This is a genomic window from Rhizobium leguminosarum, assembly GCF_002953715.1.
GTDB classification, from domain to species: Bacteria; Pseudomonadota; Alphaproteobacteria; order Rhizobiales; family Rhizobiaceae; genus Rhizobium; species Rhizobium leguminosarum_V.
Genome location: NZ_CP025015.1, coordinates 240,384 through 257,786, shown reverse-complemented (window position 1 = coordinate 257,786; position 17,403 = coordinate 240,384). Strand labels below are relative to the sequence as shown.

Sequence of the window (17,403 nt, the reverse complement as noted above, 5' to 3'; positions counted from 1 at the left end):
AGCGGCGGTCTCCCAAACGGCCTATCTCTAAACCCAGCATGAAGGCAGACGAATGGCCTCGCTCAACGCCAAAATCAAAGATGCCTTCCATGAGCTCGCGAGCGAGAGGAGCGGCAGCAAGGACCCTAAGGCACGCCGAAGGAATTGCGCGAGGCCAATGGCCCCGGGAACGGCCGTCGGCGGTTGCGCTTTCGACGGCGCCAAGATCGCACTGCAGCCGATCACCGATGTCGCACATCTGATTCACGGACCGCTCGCCTGCGAGGGAAATTCCTGGGACAACCGCGGCGCTGCCTCGTCAGGTCCAACACTTTGGCGCACGAGCTTCACGACTGATCTTACGGAAATCGACATTGTGATGGGACACAGCGAACAGAAGCTCTTTAGAGCGATCCGGGAAATCAAGGAGGGGTATGCGCCCGCGGCAATCTTCGTCTATTCAACCTGCGTTACGGCGATGATCGGTGACGACATCGAGGTTGTTTGCAAGCGAGCGGCGGACGAATTTGCCTTACCGGTGGTGCCGGTCAATGCGCCAGGCTTTGTCGGATCTAAGAACCTCGGCAACAAGCTAGCGGGCGAGGCGCTACTCAAGCATGTCATTGGTACCGTGGAGCCCGATGAACCCGGCCTTTGCGACATCAACATACTTGGCGAATTTAACCTCTCGGGTGAGTTCTGGCTGGTGAAGCCGCTCTTGGATAAGCTTGGCATCCGCGTCCACGCCTGTATCCCCGGAGACGCGCGATACCTGCAAGTCGCCTCCGCCCACCGTTCACGCGCAGCGATGACGGTGTGTTCGACAGCGTTCGTTGCTTTGGCACGTAAGATGCAGGAACGCTGGGACATTCCATTTTTCGAGGGCTCCTTTTATGGCATTTCCGGCACCTCGGAGGCGCTCCGGCGGATCGCGGATCTGCTTGTAAAGAAGGGTGCCGACCCCTCGCTTTTGCACCGCACGGAAATCCTTGTAGCGGAAGAAGAGGAAAAGGTGTGGGCGAGGCTGGAACCCTACCGACCTCGCCTCGAGGGCAAGCGCGTGCTTCTAAATACAGGCGGCGTGAAATCCTGGTCGCTCGTCCATGCCCTGATGGAGATCGGCATCGAGATCGTCGGTACATCAGTCAAGAAATCGACACTCGAAGATAAAGAGCGAGTCAAACAGACCCTGAAGGAGGAGAACCTCCTATTCGAGTCAATGTCGCCGCGCGAGCTTTTCTCGCTTCTACTCGAGAGAAAGGCTGACATCATGCTTTCGGGCGGACGCACCCAGTATATAGCTTTAAAGGCTAAACTACCTTGGCTCGACATTAACCAGGAGCGTCATCACGCTTACGCTGGCTATGAGGGAATGGTGCAACTTGCTCGACAAATTGACCTGGCAATCCACAATCCGATGTGGCCGCAGGTGCGCGCGCCGGCGCCATGGGAGCCGGCCGTGGTCGTTGAAAAGCGAGCGAAAAGAGAAGCGTAAGCGCGTCGAACCAAAACCGCGAGATCACTCGCAAAGAATGTTGAGGTCGTACTATGGCACGCGTCGTATCTCAAACCAAGTCGGCGGCGGTCAACCCCCTGAAGTCGTCGCAGCCGCTTGGTGCTGCCTTCGCCTTTCTGGGCATTGACGGCGCAATACCTCTGCTCCACGGCAGCCAGGGATGTACGAGCTTCGCGCTCGCACTGCTCGTGAGGCATTTCAATGAAGCGATCCTGCTGCAAACGACGGCGATGAACGAAGTCGCGACAATCGTCGGCGGCCCGGATCGTCTCGAAGAGGCAATTCTCAACCTCAAAACCCGCACAAGGCCCCGACTGATCGGAATATGCACGACCGCATCGGTCGAGGCCCGCGACGAGGATGTCGCCGGTGACGTCGAAAACATCAAACGCAGGCGGGCGATAGAACTTATCGGGACCGAAGTGGTCGTCGCCAACACGCCGGACTTTGATGGCGCCATAGAGGAGGGTTGGTCTAAAGCTGTTGCCGCCATGATCGAGGCAATAACACGACCTGACAAGCAGTATCGTGACCCGGGGAAGATCGTTATCTTGCCTGGCTGCAACTTAACAGTTGCTGATATTGAACATTTGCGCGAGACGGCCGTAAGCTTCGGACTCGATCCGGTTATCCTGCCCGATGTATCAGGTGCGCTCGACGGGTCCATCCCTGAAGAATGGATGCCGACCACGTATGGCGGCACGAAAGTTAAGGAAATCCGCGATCTCGGTACGGCGATGCAGTGTATCGCAATCGGTGAGCATATGCGGCGACCGGCTGAAGCGCTGCAGAGACTGACCGGCGTCCCGTACGTGCTGTTTAGATCGCTAACGGGCCTAGAGAACGTCGATCGCTTTATTCGCGTGCTTGCCGCTCTGTCACGGAAACAGGCGCCGCTCAACGTCCGCCGCAATCGAATGCAGCTGCAGGATGCGATGCTCGACGGACATTTCCATATGGCAGGCAAGAAGATCGCAATCGCCTCCGAGCCGGATCAGCTTTTCCAGTTCTCCAATCTTTTTACTGCCATGGGTGCGGAAATTGCGGCCGCGGTCACTACGACCGGTACTTCGAAGGCACTCGAGATGGTACCGGCGAAGACCGTCAAAGTCGGTGATCTCAGTGATCTGGAAAGTCTCGCCGCAACGGCCGATCTTATCGCCACACACTCGCACGGCCGAGAAGCTGCCAAACGGCTCGGCGTTCCGCTGATGCGGGTGGGTTTCCCAATGTTCGACCGCGTCGGCAGCCAGCACAAGCTTACAATATTATACCGGGGAACCCGCGATGTGATCTTTGACCTCGCAAACATCATTCAGGCCAACCACCCTCCGAACCCACGGTCCAGTTGACCCAACCGACAGGCGGGAATCGCAAATGAGATCAATTCGTCTCTTCAATGGGAGACTCCAGCAACAGCGGCCGAAACTGCCGGCAGGCGCTCTGCGAATTGCGATCGTCGCGCAAGATATGAAGGGACTGACAGCGCGGTTTGCATCGGCCAGACTATTTTCCATCTGCGACAAGACAAGCGACACGTGGACCTTCGTGAAGCGTCAGGGGTCGAGAATATCTCCGAAAAGATCGAAAGACATAGAAGCGAAGGTGAGGACTGCGCTGGGCAAAAATCGCGGCGTTAGACAGCTGCCAACTCGCGTTTGTCTGGCAATCGGCGGGTCTTCGGCGGTCACATTTGTCATCGGCAGAACTCGCTAAAATGGAGGAATCTATGACAAGCTCATGCGCGACTCGCGACGGGTCCACATGGATGCCGGAATATCTGAATTCGATCAACCCTGCGATGTGCATTGGCTGCGGTCGCTGCTTCAAGGTCTGCTCACGCGAGGTCATGCATCCCTACGGCATCGATGAAGCAGGTGACATGCTCGGTGCCTGCGATGGCGAGGACGACTTTAATGGTGAGCTCAGTCGCGTGATCATGGTCATTGATTATCCCGGCCGCTGTATCGGCTGCGGAGCGTGCGCCCGCGTCTGTCCCAAGAACTGCCAGACTCATGTTGCCGTTGATCATCGTGCGGTGCACGAATCTTGATTCCATTCGGAGCGGTAGAAGCCGCCGACGCTATTCACAGTGTGGGACAATTGCATCGGTTCGAAGACGTGCAGAAGGCGGCATGGCAGCTTAGCGCGAAAGCAAATCCAGCCATGCGATGCGAAGCTCTTTCTGGGCATCCAATCTGCCGTTCGGAGGCAATCATCACAGCAAACACCAGGTCGAAACTCGAACGATCTGAAGAGAGGAGGCATTGAACTGTGCATTAAGCCGCGACGACAGCCTTCCGGTTACATCCTTGGGCGGCCGAAGCGAGCTTCGAAATTTGAAAGCAAGATCCAACCACGAGCGTCTAAATGAGGTACTCATGAGACCATTAGATATTTCTGTCGTTGGAGCAACCGGGGCGGTCGGAACGGCCCTGATCCAGTTATTGGAAAAAAGCGAGATTGCGATCGATCGACTGAGGCTGTTCGCCTCCAGTTCGAGTGCGCGTCAACTTAAGTTTCGAGACCAAACATACTTAGTTGAGGCACTCCGCGACATCGGCGATATCGGTGATATCAAAACTGACCTTGCATTCTTCTCTGCAGGCGACGACGTCAGCGCCGTATGGGGCCCCCGGTTCGCATCCCAAGGAGCCTTGGTGATTGATAACTCGAATGCCTTTCGAATGACGCCTGACGTACCCCTCATCGTACCACAAGTTAACGCGTGCTCACTAACGGTTCGTCCACCGTCTGGACTAGTAGCAAATCCAAATTGCTCCACGATACAGCTAGTTCGAGCACTGCGACCGTTGATAGCGACGTTCGGTGTTCACCAGATTCTTTTAACTACCTATCAAGCCGCGTCAGGAGTTGGCCTGCGCGGGATTAGCGAGCTAGAAGACGGTGCCGAAGCCTGGCTCGAGGGGAGCACCGGACCCGCTGCGGAGAGTTTCCCTGTCCCTCTTGCATTCAATGTCATACCTCAGATCGGAGAGATTTCCCGCCAAGGCGTGGCTCTTGAGGAACGCAAGCTGGTTCAAGAGTCACGGAAGATCTTCGGTATGCCTCATCTTCAGTTAACCGCCACCTGCGTTAGAGTGCCGGTAAAGACGGGCCATTCCGAGGCGGTATACGTCGAGTTCGACGATCATGTTCGACTAGAACAGGTCCGTGAGATCCTGGCAAATGAACCAGGTGTTCGACTTTATGCTGACGAAATTCGCGACGGATATCCAACGCCGCGCTATCTGGGAGATCCTGCAGATGTTCACGTCGGACGGGTCCGAGTTAATCCCGAGAATCCGCGCGGTCTGTGGATGTGGGTGGTAGCCGACAACATTCAGGTTGGGGCGGCACTCAACGCACTCCTCATCGCACAGCTTGCGATCGCCAAAAATTTGATCGGTGAATCATGAAGACGACTATTGTCAAATTCGGGGGCTCGAGTTTTCGAGATCCTTCTCATTATGCCCGAGTTGCTCGGCATTTAGCTGAGCTGCGAGCTGAAGGAGGAAGCAAGATAGTTGCCGTGGTCAGCGCAATGTCTGGAATGACCGACGAGCTGAAATCAACCGTGCTTGGCGTCAATAGGGAAGCAACGCCATCGAATCTCGATGCGACGCTTGCTATCGGCGAGATGCTGAGTGCGTGCCTGTTGGATGCTGCAGTCAGTCGCCTTGGGATTCCCGTAACGTCGTTGAACGGCTATGTCCTCGGGATACGCACAAACTCAGACTTCGGTCGGGCGTCGGTAGAAAGCGTCGATCCTCAGCCAATCAGGGCTGCACTTCAGGAGCATGACATGGTCATTGCCGCGGGTGGTCAGGCAATTGATCAGTCGGGCAGACTAACGTTTCTCGGCAGAAACAGCTCCGATCAGACTGCTGTCGTGATCGCCGCTATGTTGGGAGAGCAAGCGTGCGCAATATATTCAGATGTTAAGGGCGTCTACACGGCAGATCCTCACCTTGTACCAGGGGCACGATTAATCCCGAAGATTGGGTATGGGACAATCGCGCAGATGTCGCGGCAGGGCGCAAAGGTGCTGCACCATAGGGCAGTGGATTATGCTAATAAGCACGCAGTCACCATAGTGTGCAAAGCACTGACTAATAACGGAGCGGCGACGGGCACGGTCATCACAGGCCACGGATACTCCGGATCCGTGACAGTAGCACGCGACACAGCAGTATTAGCTGTCGCGAGTGTTGCAGAACGCGATGCTCTCTGTGTCCTTCTTGATCAACACGATATTAGCTCGATATGCTTTGAAGAGGACGGCAGGCCCTGCCTTTGCATCATAACCGACATCGATTTCGCGATGCGCCTTGTCGCACCGGCTGGCACGCGCGCCGTCGCCATCGGATCAAAGGTCGTGGTGACCGAGCTCAATGGCGCAATGTCGCGCGTCCACCTTCACGTTGACTACGAGAGTGCCATAGCACATGCGCAAAACATCCACGAACAAATGCATCCTGCAGCCATTGGCGATCTTGTGATAGAGAACGACTAAACAGCGCCACAGGCGACGTCCGAATGGAGGCGGCGGCGAAATCGCTTGATCTGGCCATCGGCCCAGGGATGCTTCGACTTGGTAGCCAGGTGATCGCTAGCGGCGATCGCCTGTTCCACCGCTCTGATAACCCCGGCACATCGTCGAGTTCAACATGCAGTCTTCATCGCAGGGATAGGGTGCGGACAGACGCGACCGGTGAATACGGATAGGGTTGTAGGTTCCGGATCGGCTCTTTCCCGTTATTGAAGACGAGGCAGTCCAATGCGGCTGAAGTTGATAGCCTTCGACTCCGGTGCGCCAGCATATGGTTGTCTGGCTCCGGCTCGATCATGAAGCGCTTGCTGGTCGCCAGACCCATCGCGCAGTATTGAGATCGCATTCGCGGTTATTGATGGGTCCGGCGGCAGTCCGCGCTGCGGTGGCATACGACTAGCCCCCCATGGGATGACATTGGGGTTGGTCTTCGGCGCACCTTCCAGCCCCGACGACTCGCGCAACCCTTGTACGACGGGAGGAGAACGCTCCCGGCGGAACGCTCTGATCGAATCGGACTTCCACCTATCTTGGCGAACCAGGTGTTGGACGGCCCCCTTTTGGCCAGACAACCAACATAGGGAGGGACAAGAATGCCGCTCACCCGTAGCGGCGTTTCTGACACGATCGAGCGAAGCGCGCAGCTTGCTTCCAATCGGCTCGTGCTTCATCGATTATACGCCGGGCTTGCACGCCGTCGACAAGTTGCCGCTCGAAACACTTATCCCAGCCGATGTTAGCAACGATTTCCTTAGCCCTCCTTCTGGACATCTCACCTCAAGGTGCAGCGCCTTAAATTCGGCGTTTCCTACGGCATGTCGGCCAAGAGCATAATTTTTCTTCCGGCCACCTTCCTCAGGTTGATCCTATAGCGCGTCAGCAAACTCTGACATTGTTTGATGGGCTGCATCTGTCGTCGTGCGCTCGTGTATAGCACCTGGCCCATAACGCGTTCCGCCAATCCAGAGAACTGATCCACCATGAAAACGCGAGATCGAACCTAAAACACCCTTCGTGACGGTAGGACAGTCGGAATGTGCCAACGACTAACGACCCCTCGTATTATAATCGTAGCGCCGTCCCATCTTCCCGCCCTCTCGTTGATGTGGATCAAGGAGCAATTTGCGGCTTCGTGACAGTCCTGGCGAGAAAGACGGCCGCGACGCGGTCGTCGGCGTACTGGGGACGACATCATGAATTACACAACGGAAACGATGGTGATCGCGGTCGCGGCGTTTCTAGCGCTGCTACTAGCCGCATTCGCGCATGATCATCTCTTTGCGGTCCATATGGGCATACTTTGTTTCTGCCTCGCCGTGGGGGCTGTGCTGATGGTCACGAAGGTTGACTTTTCGCCGGCAGGCCAACGGCGGAAAGTCGATATATCAGGCTACTTCGACGAGGTGATCCGGTATGGCTTGATCGCCACGGTGTTTTGGGGCGTGGTCGGCTTCCTGGTTGGCGTGGTCATTGCGCTGCAACTGGCCTTTCCTGACCTCAACATCGCCCCTTATCTCAATTTCGGGAGGCTGCGGCCCGTTCATACGTCGGCGGTCATCTTCGCCTTCGGCGGCAACGCGCTAATCATGACGTCGTTCTACGTGGTGCAACGCACCTGTCGCGCGCGTCTTTTCGGCGGTAGCCTGGCCTGGTTCGTATTCTGGGGCTACCAGCTCTTTATCGTGATGGCTGCGACTGGATACGTTCTCGGAATCACTCAAGGCCGTGAATATGCCGAACCAGAGTGGTACGTCGACCTCTGGCTGACCATCGTCTGGGTCGCCTATCTCGCTGTGTATCTTGGAACGATCCTGAAGCGCAAAGAGCCGCATATCTATGTGGCAAACTGGTTCTATCTTGCCTTCATCGTCACCATCGCGATGCTGCACGTGGTCAACAACCTGGCGGTTCCGGCCTCGTTCCTTGGCTCCAAGAGCTATTCTGTCTTCTCGGGCGTCCAGGACGCACTGACCCAATGGTGGTACGGCCACAACGCCGTCGGCTTCTTCCTCACCGCCGGCTTCCTGGGCATGATGTACTACTTTGTGCCGAAGCAGGCCAACCGACCCGTCTATTCATACCGGCTCTCGATCATCCACTTCTGGGCGCTGATCTTCATGTATATCTGGGCCGGCCCGCATCATCTGCACTACACGGCACTGCCCGACTGGGCTCAGACGCTCGGCATGGTTTTCTCGATAATGCTCTGGATGCCCTCCTGGGGCGGCATGATCAACGGTCTCATGACCCTTTCAGGCGCCTGGGACAAGATCCGCACCGATCCGATCATCCGTATGATGATCGTCGCCATCGCCTTTTACGGGATGTCGACCTTCGAAGGCCCGATGATGTCGGTGAAAACCGTCAATTCGCTCAGTCACTATACCGAATGGACGATCGGCCACGTGCATTCCGGCGCTCTCGGCTGGGTGGGAATGATCACCTTCGGGGCGATCTACTACCTGACGCCGAAGCTATGGGGACGCGAGCGTCTCTACAGCCTGCGGATGGTCAACTGGCACTTCTGGCTCGCAACCCTCGGGATCGTCGTCTACGCCGCCGTGCTTTGGGTTGCCGGCATCCAGCAGGGGCTGATGTGGCGCGAATACAATTCCCAGGGCTTCCTCGTCTACTCCTTCGCGGAGACGGTCGCGGCGATGTTCCCCTACTACGTGCTGCGCGCGGTCGGCGGAACGCTTTACCTGGCGGGCGGTCTCGTCATGGCCTGGAACGTGTTTATGACGATCCGCGGCCATCTGCGCGACGAAGCTGCAATCCCAACCACTTTCGTGCCCCAACCACAGCCTGCCGAATGAGGTGAGACATGGCATCGATACTAGATAAACATCAGATCCTCGAGAAGAACGCGACGCTTCTTCTCGTCGGCTCGCTGCTCGTCGTGAGCATCGGCGGCATCGTCGAAATCGCACCGCTGTTCTACCTGCAGAACACGATTGAAAAAGTGGAAGGCATGCGGCCGTATACGCCGCTCGAGCTGGCCGGACGAAACATCTACATCCGCGAAGGCTGCTATCTCTGCCACAGCCAGATGATCAGGCCGTTCCGCGACGAGGTCGAACGTTACGGCCATTACTCGCTCGCAGCCGAGTCCATGTACGATCATCCTTTCCAGTGGGGATCCAAGCGAACAGGGCCGGATCTGGCCCGTGTCGGCGCACGCTACTCCAACGAATGGCATGTCCAGCATCTCGCGGATCCACGGGCAGTCGTGCCGGAGTCGATCATGCCGAGTTACGCCTTCCTCAAAGAACAGAGGGTGACGGTCAAGGACGTGGTAATGGACCTGAAGGCCAACGAGGATGTGGGCGTGCCTTATAACGACGACATGCTGGCGAACGCAGAGGCCGACATGAAGGCCCAAGCCGATCCGAACGCAGATACGACGGCGCTGCTTGCCCGCTATCCGAAGGCGAAGACCGGCGATTTTGACGGCGATCCTGCTGCGCTGACCGAAATGGATGCCCTGGTGTCCTACCTGCAGATGCTCGGAACGTTGGTCGATTTTTCGACCTACGACGACGCGACCGGCTACCGATGAGGTGATCCATGGAAACCTACACTGCAATGAGACACTTCGCCGACAGCTGGGGCCTCCTGGCAATGGCGGCATTCTTCGTCGGCGTCGTTGTGTTCACCCTTCGCCCAGGCAGCAAGCAGACGGCGAAAGAGGCCGCCGATATTCCCCTGAAGGATGATTGAGATGTCGGAAAAACATATCGATGAATTTAGCGGCGTCGAAACGACCGGACATGAATGGGACGGCATCCGCGAACTCAACAATCCGATGCCCCGCTGGTGGGTGTGGACCTTCTACGCCACCATTGTCTGGGCTTTGGGCTATGCGATCGCCTATCCCGCCATCCCGATGATTACCGACGCCACGAAGGGCATGCTGGGCTTTTCCAGCCGCGCCGAGCTGCAGCAGAACCTGGATCAGGCCAAGGCATCGCAGACGACGCTTCATGATCTGATCGCCGCCAAGACGGTGCGCGAGATCGATTCCGATTCTGCCCTTCGCGAATTTGCGATCGCCGGCGGCGCATCTGCATTCAAGGTGAACTGCGCGCCGTGCCATGGCTCGGGAGCAAGCGGCGGCCCGGGATTTCCGAACCTCAACGACGACGATTGGCTGTGGGGCGGAGACCTGGATGCCATCCAGGCGACGATCGCGCATGGGATTCGCTTCGACGGGGATACGGACACTCATGCTTCCGAGATGCCGCCGTTTGCCGATGTTCTGGATCCCCTCCAGACAAGGCAGGTCGCGGCTTACGTCTGGGGACTGACCAATACACCGTCGGACCCCGGTCTCGCAGAGGCCGGAAAACAGGTCTTCGTCGATAACTGTGCCGCATGTCACGGCGACGACGCCAAAGGAAAGGCCGACATGGGCGCGCCGGATCTCGCCGATGCGATATGGCTGAAGGCACGCGGCGAGGATGCGATCATCCGTCAGGTGGCCGCTCCCAAGCATGGCGTCATGCCTGCCTGGGCAGGGCGTCTCGGCGATACGACGGTCAAGGAACTTACCATTTTCGTGCATTCTCTCGGCGGCGGGACGTGAGGAGAAAAGCATGCAACTCACGGCCACAACCGATCCTCGGCCTCTACGGCACACCGCGCGCCACGATAGGATCGCGGGGTGTCGACGCCAAGGCCAAGCCGCCACCGTCCGATCAGGACGACCCGGCAAAGATCGGCAGATTGACCTGCCTCAACGACCACGAGCAGACAAGCCGCTAACTCTACAATTGTTAAGGACGTCCCAGCGTTGGTTGTTGCCCACAGTTCCTCCAGTCCGCGCCCCCCTCTCTCAAGGGCGTGGCGTTTTCCTTTCCCTGGAAGGGCTTCGCTCTTGATCTGCATCAAGGACGGATGCGCCGCAGATGGGACAACGGCAGGTGAAATCGGACGGATCCCATGAAACTCTACATTGCACCAGATTCCGATAACATCAAAAGGCTCAGTGGCAAGCCACTCAACGCCCGTCGCAACCGGCAGCCTCTCTACGCTCCTCGGAAGAAGGTTTTCCCCAAGCATGCAGAGGGACGTTTCCGTCGGTTCAAGTGGATCGTCCTGCTGATTACGCTTTGCATCTACTTTCTCGCGCCATGGATTCGCTGGGACCGGGGTCCTTACGCGCCTGACCAGGCAATCCTCATCGACCTTTCTTCACGGCGTTTCTTCTTTTTCTTCATCGAAATCTGGCCTCAGGAATTTTATTATGTAGCGGGTCTCCTCGTCATGGCGGGCTTCGGCCTGTTTCTCGTCACTTCAGCGGTTGGCCGCGCATGGTGCGGCTATGCTTGTCCGCAAACCGTCTGGGTTGATCTCTTTCTCGCCGTCGAACGTGGGATTGAAGGCGACCGAAACGCGCGCATGAAGCTTGACGCTAGTCCCATGAGCTTTGCCAAGCTGAGGAAGCGTGTCGTCAAACACTCGATCTGGTTGCTGATCGGCGTCGTCACGGGCGGAGCGTGGATCTTTTATTTTGCCGACGCGCCGAGCCTGTTTGTTTCGCTGTTCACCGGCCGCGCTCCTGCAGTCGCCTACACGACTGTCGCCATCCTTACCGCGACGACCTATGTGCTCGGCGGTCTCATGCGAGAGCAGGTGTGCACCTATATGTGCCCATGGCCACGCATCCAGGGTGCGATGCTCGATGAAAATTCTCTCGTCGTCACCTACAATGCCTGGCGGGGCGAGCAGCGGTCGCGGTACCCCAAGAGGGCTCGAGCCAGAGGCATGCCGGTCGGGGATTGCGTCGAGTGCAATGCCTGCGTGGCAGTGTGTCCGATGGGAATCGACATTCGCAACGGGCAGCAGATGGGGTGCATCACATGCGCGCTCTGCATCGATGCCTGCGACGGTCGCATGGAGAAGCGCGGGAAGCCTCGCGGCCTGATCGCCTACGCCACGCTCAGCGAATACTCGAGCAACATGTCGCTTGCCACGGACGAAGGACGAACGGCCGTCCAGCCATCCAGGGTTCGAAATCAGGATGGGACCTTCGTTCCGGCGATCCGGCACTTCAACTGGCGGATCATCTTTCGTCCGAGAACCGTGTTTTACGCAGTCGCCTGGGCGTCGGTCGGCGTGGCCATGCTCGTCCATCTCACCTTTCGGGAGCGCCTTGAACTCAACGTCGTTCACGACCGAAACCCCCAATATGTTCTGGAAAGCGACGGCTCGCTGCGGAATGGCTACACGCTTCGTGTCCTCAACATGGTGCCGACGCCCCGGGATGTGAACATAAGTCTGGTCGGGCTGGAGGGGGCGACGATGCGCATTCCCGAGTTCGGCAAGGAAGACGCTCGCAGCTTTACAGTCCATGCCGAACCCGACGCGGCCACGACGCTCAGGGTCTTCGTTACGCGCAAGCCTACCGGAGCCGCGATCAATGAATTTCTGTTCGTTATCGAAGATACCGATCATGCCGATCGGGCAACCTACCGCGCGGCGTTCAATGCACCGGGAGACATCAAATGAAGACCTCCGCTCAAGGTTTTACAGGCTTGCACATGCTGCTTGCGACCTCGGCATTCTTTGGCGTGGTGATCGCGGTGAACGTCACCATGGCCTTCTATGCCTCCTCCAGCTGGAGCGGTCTGGTCGTGGAAAACACCTATGTCGCCAGTCAGGAGTTCAACCGCAAAGCGGCGGCGATGAAGGCAATGGCCGCTTCCGGCATCGAGGGCAACCTCTCCGTAAAGGGGCACGAGATCCGCTACGACATTCGCGACAAGAGCGGATCGCCTGCGATCGTCGACGACGTCGTTCTGAATTTCAAACGGCCCGTCGGAGACCACGAGGACTTCCACCTTACGCTCAGGAAGACAGCCGCGGGGCGGTTCGAAGCGGAGCATGGCCTAGCCGAAGGTGACTGGATCGTCGAGGCCATCTCGCGAAACGGCGGCGTGGTCGTCATGCATGAGGCAAAACGCATCGATACCGCGGAGTTAGGCCAATGACCTGCTGTACCATGGACGCGGAAAGCGTGCTTGCCCTCAGCACGACATCATCCAGTGCCGAAGAGGTTCGCCTCGTCAGCCAGCCGCTCGGCGAGGGATTGCGTCAGCTGGACCTAAGTGTTCCCGATGCTCACTGCGGCGGCTGCATATCGACTATCGAAAGGGCGTTGTTGTCGCTTCCCTTCGTCAAGACAGCGCGAGTTAATCTCACAGCTCGAAGGGTGACCTGCGTCTACCAGGAGGAGATCGAGGCGCGTGCAACCGATCCGTCCAAGATCCTCGCAGCGATCAATTCGGCCGGATATCGCGCGCATCTCTTCACGCCCTCAGCTCCCGAGAACGACAAGACCAGAAATCAGCTTCTCCTCGCGATCGGCGTTTCCGGTTTTGCGGCCGCCAACATCATGTTGCTCTCGGTGTCGGTCTGGTCGGGCGCAGATGCGGCGACGCGCGACATGTTTCATTGGATCTCGGCGATGATAGCAGCGCCCGCGCTGGTTTATGCGGGGCGCTTCTTCTTCAAATCGGCCTGGAATGCGCTGCGGCACGGGCGCACCAACATGGACGTTCCGATCTCACTCGCCGTGTCGCTCTCCTATGCTGTTTCCTTGTGGGAGACCGTCCATCACGGCGAGCATGTGTGGTTCGACGCTTCGGTCTCGCTGCTCTTCTTCCTGCTGATCGGCAGAACCCTCGATCATATCATGCGGGAAAAGGCTCGGGCAGCGATCAACGGACTGGCACGGCTCGCCCCGCGCGGAGCATTGCTGATCAATCCGGACGGGTCGCGACGCTACATTGCGGTAGAAGAGATCGCGGCGGGGGATGAAATCTCGATAGCCGCAGGCGAACGGGTTCCCGTCGATGGCATAGTCGTCAGCGGAGAAAGCGACCTGGACCTCTCCATCGTCACTGGCGAGAGCAGCCCCGTCGCCGTCGCCAGCAACAGCGAAGTGAGTTCCGGGGCGATGAATCTGACCGGCTCGCTCGTGTTGCGGGCGACGAGAATTGCCAAGATTTCACTTCTCTCGGAGATCATCGGCCTCATGGAAGCCGCCGAGGGCGGAAGAGCTCGCTATCGCAGGATCGCCGATCGCGCTGCGACACTCTATTCGCCGGTCGTGCATCTGCTGGCGCTGGTCTCCTTCCTTGCCTGGGGCTTCCTGGGCGGAGACTGGAAACAGGCCATGCTGGTCGCCGTAGCGGTCCTGATCATCACCTGCCCATGCGCATTGGGTCTTGCCGTGCCCGTGGTCCAGGTCGTCGCCGCGGGGGAGCTTTTCCGGAAGGGCATCATGGTGAAGGACGGCTCAGCACTCGAAAGACTGGCCGAGACCGACACCGTGGCCTTTGACAAGACGGGCACCTTGACGATGGGCAGTCCGCGCCTTGTCGGAGTGGACGCCATGGACGAGAGCGCCACCGCAATCGCCTGCGGATTGGCCGAGCATTCACGGCATCCTCTTTCTCGGGCTCTGGTGCGGGACGCCGAAACAGCCCCCATATCCTTCGACAGCGTCACGGAAATCCCCGGTGGCGGACTGAAGGCCAGGAACGGAGCGGATATCTATCGCTTGGGCAACACGGCGTTTGCCTGCGGAACCAGTTTCGTGTCCCGGACCGCCGATAGTCCGTACTCGGAAGTGGTCTTGTCGAAGAATGGCGTCGATCTTGCCCGCTTCTTCTTCGATGACACGCTCCGTCCGGGTGCTTGCGAGGCCATCGACCGGCTCGGTGCAGCCGGCCTTGAAACGCTGATCGTGTCGGGCGACAGGCAGACCGTCGTCGACAATACGGCGCGTGCCCTGGGTATCGACAGGGCTTTGGGCTCTCTGACGCCAAAACAGAAGGTCGAGGAATGCCAGAGGCTGAATGGCCAAGGTCGGCGCGTGCTCATGGTTGGCGACGGTATCAACGACGCCCCGGCACTTGCTGCGGCGCATGTCTCGATGGCGCCGGCCACGGCCTCCGATATCGGCAGACAGGCCGCCGACCTCGTTTTCTTCAACGATCGGCTTGACGCTGTTCCGGAAGCGATCGCCGTTGCGCGACGATCCGCCAGCCTCATCCGGCAGAACTTCGCTCTCGCCATTGGTTACAACGCTCTGGCGGTGCCCATCGCCATCGCCGGATTGGCAACGCCGCTGATAGCGGCGGTGTCAATGTCGACATCTTCGATCATCGTCGTGACCAACGCACTGCGGCTGAACGCCCTCAGCAAGCGTCCGGATATGTACACTCGAGGAGGGATCGGCAGGAGTGCGGAGGTCAAAGCCGCATGAACATGTTGATCTATCTCATACCGATCGCGCTGCTGATGGGAGGAATAGGACTCCTGGCATTCCTTTGGTCGCTGAAGAGCGGCCAGTATGACGACCTTCAAGGCGCCGCCTGGCGAATCCTCGCCGAGGACGAAACGGATCAACGAAAACTCTGACCGCACACTCGGTCCAAACAGGAAAGGCAGATGGGGAATTGCGAAGATCGAACTGTCGTCGTTTCGTCGGGTCCGCAACACATGCCCCTATCCAAACTGTGTTCACCCAACAACCGAATTTGAGCATCTTTTCGGAAGCCAATCGAGTGGTTTGGCACGAAATCTCGAAAGCAGATTACCGGCCAAGGCGCCCAAACTGTCCAATGGTTCATGATGTCAAGCACGTGTCAATTTTCACGCGAAGGGATCGATTTCCGAGCCCTGAAGCCATGATCGGCAGCTCCTGCGAGTCAAGGGTTTTATCATGAAATGCTCTGCCAATCTTTTCCTGCACCAGACCCAGTCTTTGGGGATGTCACCGCAACTGATGAAATCCATCGAGTTGCTGCAGATGACTCATGTCGAACTCAAACAGTTCATCGCCATGGAAGTGGAGCAGAATCCGCTGCTCGAATTTCAGGACGACGACGAGGCGGGTGGCGAATGCTGCGAAACCGAAGATGGAGAGTATGCTCATCAGCCGGAGGATGCCGGCTCCGACGATGGTTATGACAATCGTGACGAGGCGCTCTCCACCGACTGGTATGACAATGGCGGCAGCGCCAGCACCAGCCGACTGAATGACGAGCTCGACGCCAACTACACCAATGTCTTTCCTGACGACGCGGCCCCGCAGCTACTCGACGCGCCGGAGCTCGTCAGCCAGTGGAAGTCGATGCCGGGCAGCGGCGAGGGCGCCGACTACGATATCGACGATTTCGGCGCCGGCCAGGTGTCGCTGCGCGATCATCTCGCCCAGCAGATCCCCTTCGCCCTGCCTGACATGGCCGACCGGCTGATCGCGCAGAATTTCGTCGACCAGCTCGACGAGCGAGGTCGTCTGCAGGCCGATATTGTCGAGGCAAGCGAGAGGCTGGGCACGAGCCTCGCACAGGCCGAGCGCGTGCTCGCCACCCTGCAGAGCCTCGATCCGCCGGGTGTTTTCGCCCGCAGCCTCGCCGAATGCTTTGCCATCCAGCTCAGGCAGAAGGACCGCTACGATCCGGCCATGCAGAAGCTGGTCGAAAACCTCGAACCGCTGGCCCGGCGCGATTTTGCCACGCTGAAGCGGCTCTGCGGCGTCGACGAGGAAGATCTTCTCGACATGCTCGGCGAGATCCGCCAGCTCAATGCGAAGCCCGGCAGCGATTTCGAGGCACCTGTTTCCGAAGCGATCATGCCCGATGTGGTCGTCAGAGCCGCCTCGGATGGCGGCTGGCTGGTCGAGCTCAATCCGGATGCGATGCCGCGCCCGCTGGTCAACAAGTCCTATTCTTCCCTGGTGAAAAAGAACGACGAAGCTCGCGCCTTCCTTTCCGGTTGCCAGGAGACGGTCAGTTGGCTTATGCGCAGCCTCGACGAGCGGGCAAAAACCATCATGAAGGTGGCAGGCGAAATCGTCCGCCAGCAGGACGCCTTCCTGTTGCACGGCGTCGATCACCTGCGCCCGCTGAACCTGAAAACGGTCGCCGAGGCGATCGAGATGCATGAATCCACCGTCAGCCGCGTCACGTCGAACAAATATATGCTGACGCCGCGCGGCCTCTTCGAACTCAAATATTTCTTCACCGTCTCGATCAGCGCCGTCGCGGGCGGCGACAGCCATTCGGCCGAGGCCGTGCGTCACAAGATCCGTGCGCTGATCCTGCAGGAGAGCCCGGAGGCGGTGCTTTCCGATGACGATATCGTCGACATGCTGAAGAAGGGCGGCGTCGATCTCGCCCGCCGCACGGTTGCGAAATACCGGGAGGCGATGAACATCGCCTCTTCGGTCCAGCGCCGCCGCGAGAAGCGAGCACTCGCCAAGGTCGCGGGCTTCTGAGGCTGTCTTCACCCCGGATCGAATTGTCCTGCTCCAAGCGGCGGCGCGTTCTTTCTGAAAGCTAGT

The 17,403-nt window shown here is 58.4% G+C and carries 15 protein-coding genes; all 15 read left to right on the top strand.

The features are described from left to right. Positions 1-52: 52 nt before the first annotated feature. The 15 genes from nifE to rpoN all read left to right on the top strand — a co-directional run bounded on the left by nifE (position 53) and on the right by rpoN (position 17,337). Positions 53-1,474: a nitrogenase iron-molybdenum cofactor biosynthesis protein NifE gene (nifE, locus tag CUJ84_RS33555; protein ID WP_105009834.1), complete on the top strand. Its 1,422-nt coding sequence runs from the start codon at positions 53-55 to the stop codon at positions 1,472-1,474. A 53-nt stretch (positions 1,475-1,527) separates the two neighbouring features. Next, positions 1,528-2,847, top strand: coding sequence for a nitrogenase iron-molybdenum cofactor biosynthesis protein NifN (gene nifN / locus CUJ84_RS33550; RefSeq protein ID WP_105009833.1), 1,320 nt, complete (start codon positions 1,528-1,530; stop codon positions 2,845-2,847). Between the two features lie 377 nt (positions 2,848-3,224). Continuing rightward, the gene (gene fdxB, locus CUJ84_RS33540; protein ID WP_105009832.1) at positions 3,225-3,548 is read left to right on the top strand and encodes a ferredoxin III, nif-specific; all 324 of its coding nucleotides are present in this window, start codon (positions 3,225-3,227) and stop codon (positions 3,546-3,548) included. A gap of 328 nt (positions 3,549-3,876) precedes the next feature. Next, on the top strand, positions 3,877-4,914 hold the full coding sequence (locus CUJ84_RS33535) for an aspartate-semialdehyde dehydrogenase (protein ID WP_105009831.1): 1,038 nt from the start codon (positions 3,877-3,879) through the stop codon (positions 4,912-4,914). Next, positions 4,911-6,011: an aspartate kinase gene (locus CUJ84_RS33530; protein ID WP_105009830.1), complete on the top strand. Its 1,101-nt coding sequence runs from the start codon at positions 4,911-4,913 to the stop codon at positions 6,009-6,011. Before CUJ84_RS33535 ends, CUJ84_RS33530 begins: the two co-directional genes overlap by 4 nt. Positions 6,012-7,240: 1,229 nt before the next feature. Continuing rightward, positions 7,241-8,863 (top strand): cytochrome-c oxidase, cbb3-type subunit I, encoded by a 1,623-nt coding sequence (gene ccoN / locus CUJ84_RS33525; RefSeq protein ID WP_105009829.1) that lies wholly within the window; start codon positions 7,241-7,243, stop codon positions 8,861-8,863. A gap of 8 nt (positions 8,864-8,871) precedes the next feature. Next, on the top strand, positions 8,872-9,606 hold the full coding sequence (gene ccoO / locus CUJ84_RS33520) for a cytochrome-c oxidase, cbb3-type subunit II (protein WP_105009828.1): 735 nt from the start codon (positions 8,872-8,874) through the stop codon (positions 9,604-9,606). A gap of 8 nt (positions 9,607-9,614) precedes the next feature. Continuing rightward, positions 9,615-9,767: a CcoQ/FixQ family Cbb3-type cytochrome c oxidase assembly chaperone gene (locus CUJ84_RS33515; RefSeq protein ID WP_017969139.1), complete on the top strand. Its 153-nt coding sequence runs from the start codon at positions 9,615-9,617 to the stop codon at positions 9,765-9,767. A 1-nt stretch (position 9,768) separates the two neighbouring features. Beyond that, positions 9,769-10,632, top strand: a complete 864-nt coding sequence (gene ccoP / locus CUJ84_RS33510) for a cytochrome-c oxidase, cbb3-type subunit III (protein WP_105009827.1) — start codon at positions 9,769-9,771, stop codon at positions 10,630-10,632. Continuing rightward, positions 10,629-10,811: a hypothetical protein gene (locus tag CUJ84_RS33505; RefSeq protein WP_105009826.1), complete on the top strand. Its 183-nt coding sequence runs from the start codon at positions 10,629-10,631 to the stop codon at positions 10,809-10,811. Before ccoP ends, CUJ84_RS33505 begins: the two co-directional genes overlap by 4 nt. 177 nt (positions 10,812-10,988) lie before the next feature. Then, positions 10,989-12,557 (top strand): cytochrome c oxidase accessory protein CcoG, encoded by a 1,569-nt coding sequence (gene ccoG / locus CUJ84_RS33500; RefSeq protein ID WP_105009825.1) that lies wholly within the window; start codon positions 10,989-10,991, stop codon positions 12,555-12,557. Further along, positions 12,554-13,039 (top strand): FixH family protein, encoded by a 486-nt coding sequence (locus tag CUJ84_RS33495; protein ID WP_105009824.1) that lies wholly within the window; start codon positions 12,554-12,556, stop codon positions 13,037-13,039. Before ccoG ends, CUJ84_RS33495 begins: the two co-directional genes overlap by 4 nt. Continuing rightward, entirely contained in the window at positions 13,036-15,321 is a 2,286-nt protein-coding gene (locus CUJ84_RS33490) for a cation-translocating P-type ATPase (RefSeq protein ID WP_105009823.1), read from the top strand. Before CUJ84_RS33495 ends, CUJ84_RS33490 begins: the two co-directional genes overlap by 4 nt. After that, complete coding sequence (ccoS, locus tag CUJ84_RS33485) at positions 15,318-15,476, top strand: cbb3-type cytochrome oxidase assembly protein CcoS (protein ID WP_105009822.1); 159 nt, start codon at positions 15,318-15,320, stop codon at positions 15,474-15,476. The genes CUJ84_RS33490 and ccoS overlap by 4 nt, the downstream gene beginning before the upstream one ends. Before the next feature lie 304 nt (positions 15,477-15,780). Further along, positions 15,781-17,337, top strand: coding sequence for an RNA polymerase factor sigma-54 (gene rpoN / locus CUJ84_RS33480; protein WP_105009821.1), 1,557 nt, complete (start codon positions 15,781-15,783; stop codon positions 17,335-17,337). Positions 17,338-17,403: the final 66 nt, after the last annotated feature.

Bases quoted from the DNA above. Each gene is read 5' to 3' on its own strand.
- CUJ84_RS33515 (WP_017969139.1), top strand. From the start codon at position 9,615: ATGGAAACCTACACTGCAATGAGACACTTCGCCGACAGCTGGGGCCTC.
- ccoP (WP_105009827.1), top strand. From the start codon at position 9,769: ATGTCGGAAAAACATATCGATGAATTTAGCGGCGTCGAAACGACCGGA.
- rpoN (WP_105009821.1), top strand. From the start codon at position 15,781: ATGAAATGCTCTGCCAATCTTTTCCTGCACCAGACCCAGTCTTTGGGG.
- nifE (WP_105009834.1), top strand. From the start codon at position 53: ATGGCCTCGCTCAACGCCAAAATCAAAGATGCCTTCCATGAGCTCGCG.
- CUJ84_RS33535 (WP_105009831.1), top strand. From the start codon at position 3,877: ATGAGACCATTAGATATTTCTGTCGTTGGAGCAACCGGGGCGGTCGGA.
- ccoG (WP_105009825.1), top strand. From the start codon at position 10,989: ATGAAACTCTACATTGCACCAGATTCCGATAACATCAAAAGGCTCAGT.
- CUJ84_RS33490 (WP_105009823.1), top strand. From the start codon at position 13,036: ATGACCTGCTGTACCATGGACGCGGAAAGCGTGCTTGCCCTCAGCACG.
- ccoO (WP_105009828.1), top strand. From the start codon at position 8,872: ATGGCATCGATACTAGATAAACATCAGATCCTCGAGAAGAACGCGACG.
- nifN (WP_105009833.1), top strand. From the start codon at position 1,528: ATGGCACGCGTCGTATCTCAAACCAAGTCGGCGGCGGTCAACCCCCTG.
- CUJ84_RS33495 (WP_105009824.1), top strand. From the start codon at position 12,554: ATGAAGACCTCCGCTCAAGGTTTTACAGGCTTGCACATGCTGCTTGCG.
- ccoN (WP_105009829.1), top strand. From the start codon at position 7,241: ATGAATTACACAACGGAAACGATGGTGATCGCGGTCGCGGCGTTTCTA.
- CUJ84_RS33530 (WP_105009830.1), top strand. From the start codon at position 4,911: ATGAAGACGACTATTGTCAAATTCGGGGGCTCGAGTTTTCGAGATCCT.
- fdxB (WP_105009832.1), top strand. From the start codon at position 3,225: ATGACAAGCTCATGCGCGACTCGCGACGGGTCCACATGGATGCCGGAA.
- ccoS (WP_105009822.1), top strand. From the start codon at position 15,318: ATGAACATGTTGATCTATCTCATACCGATCGCGCTGCTGATGGGAGGA.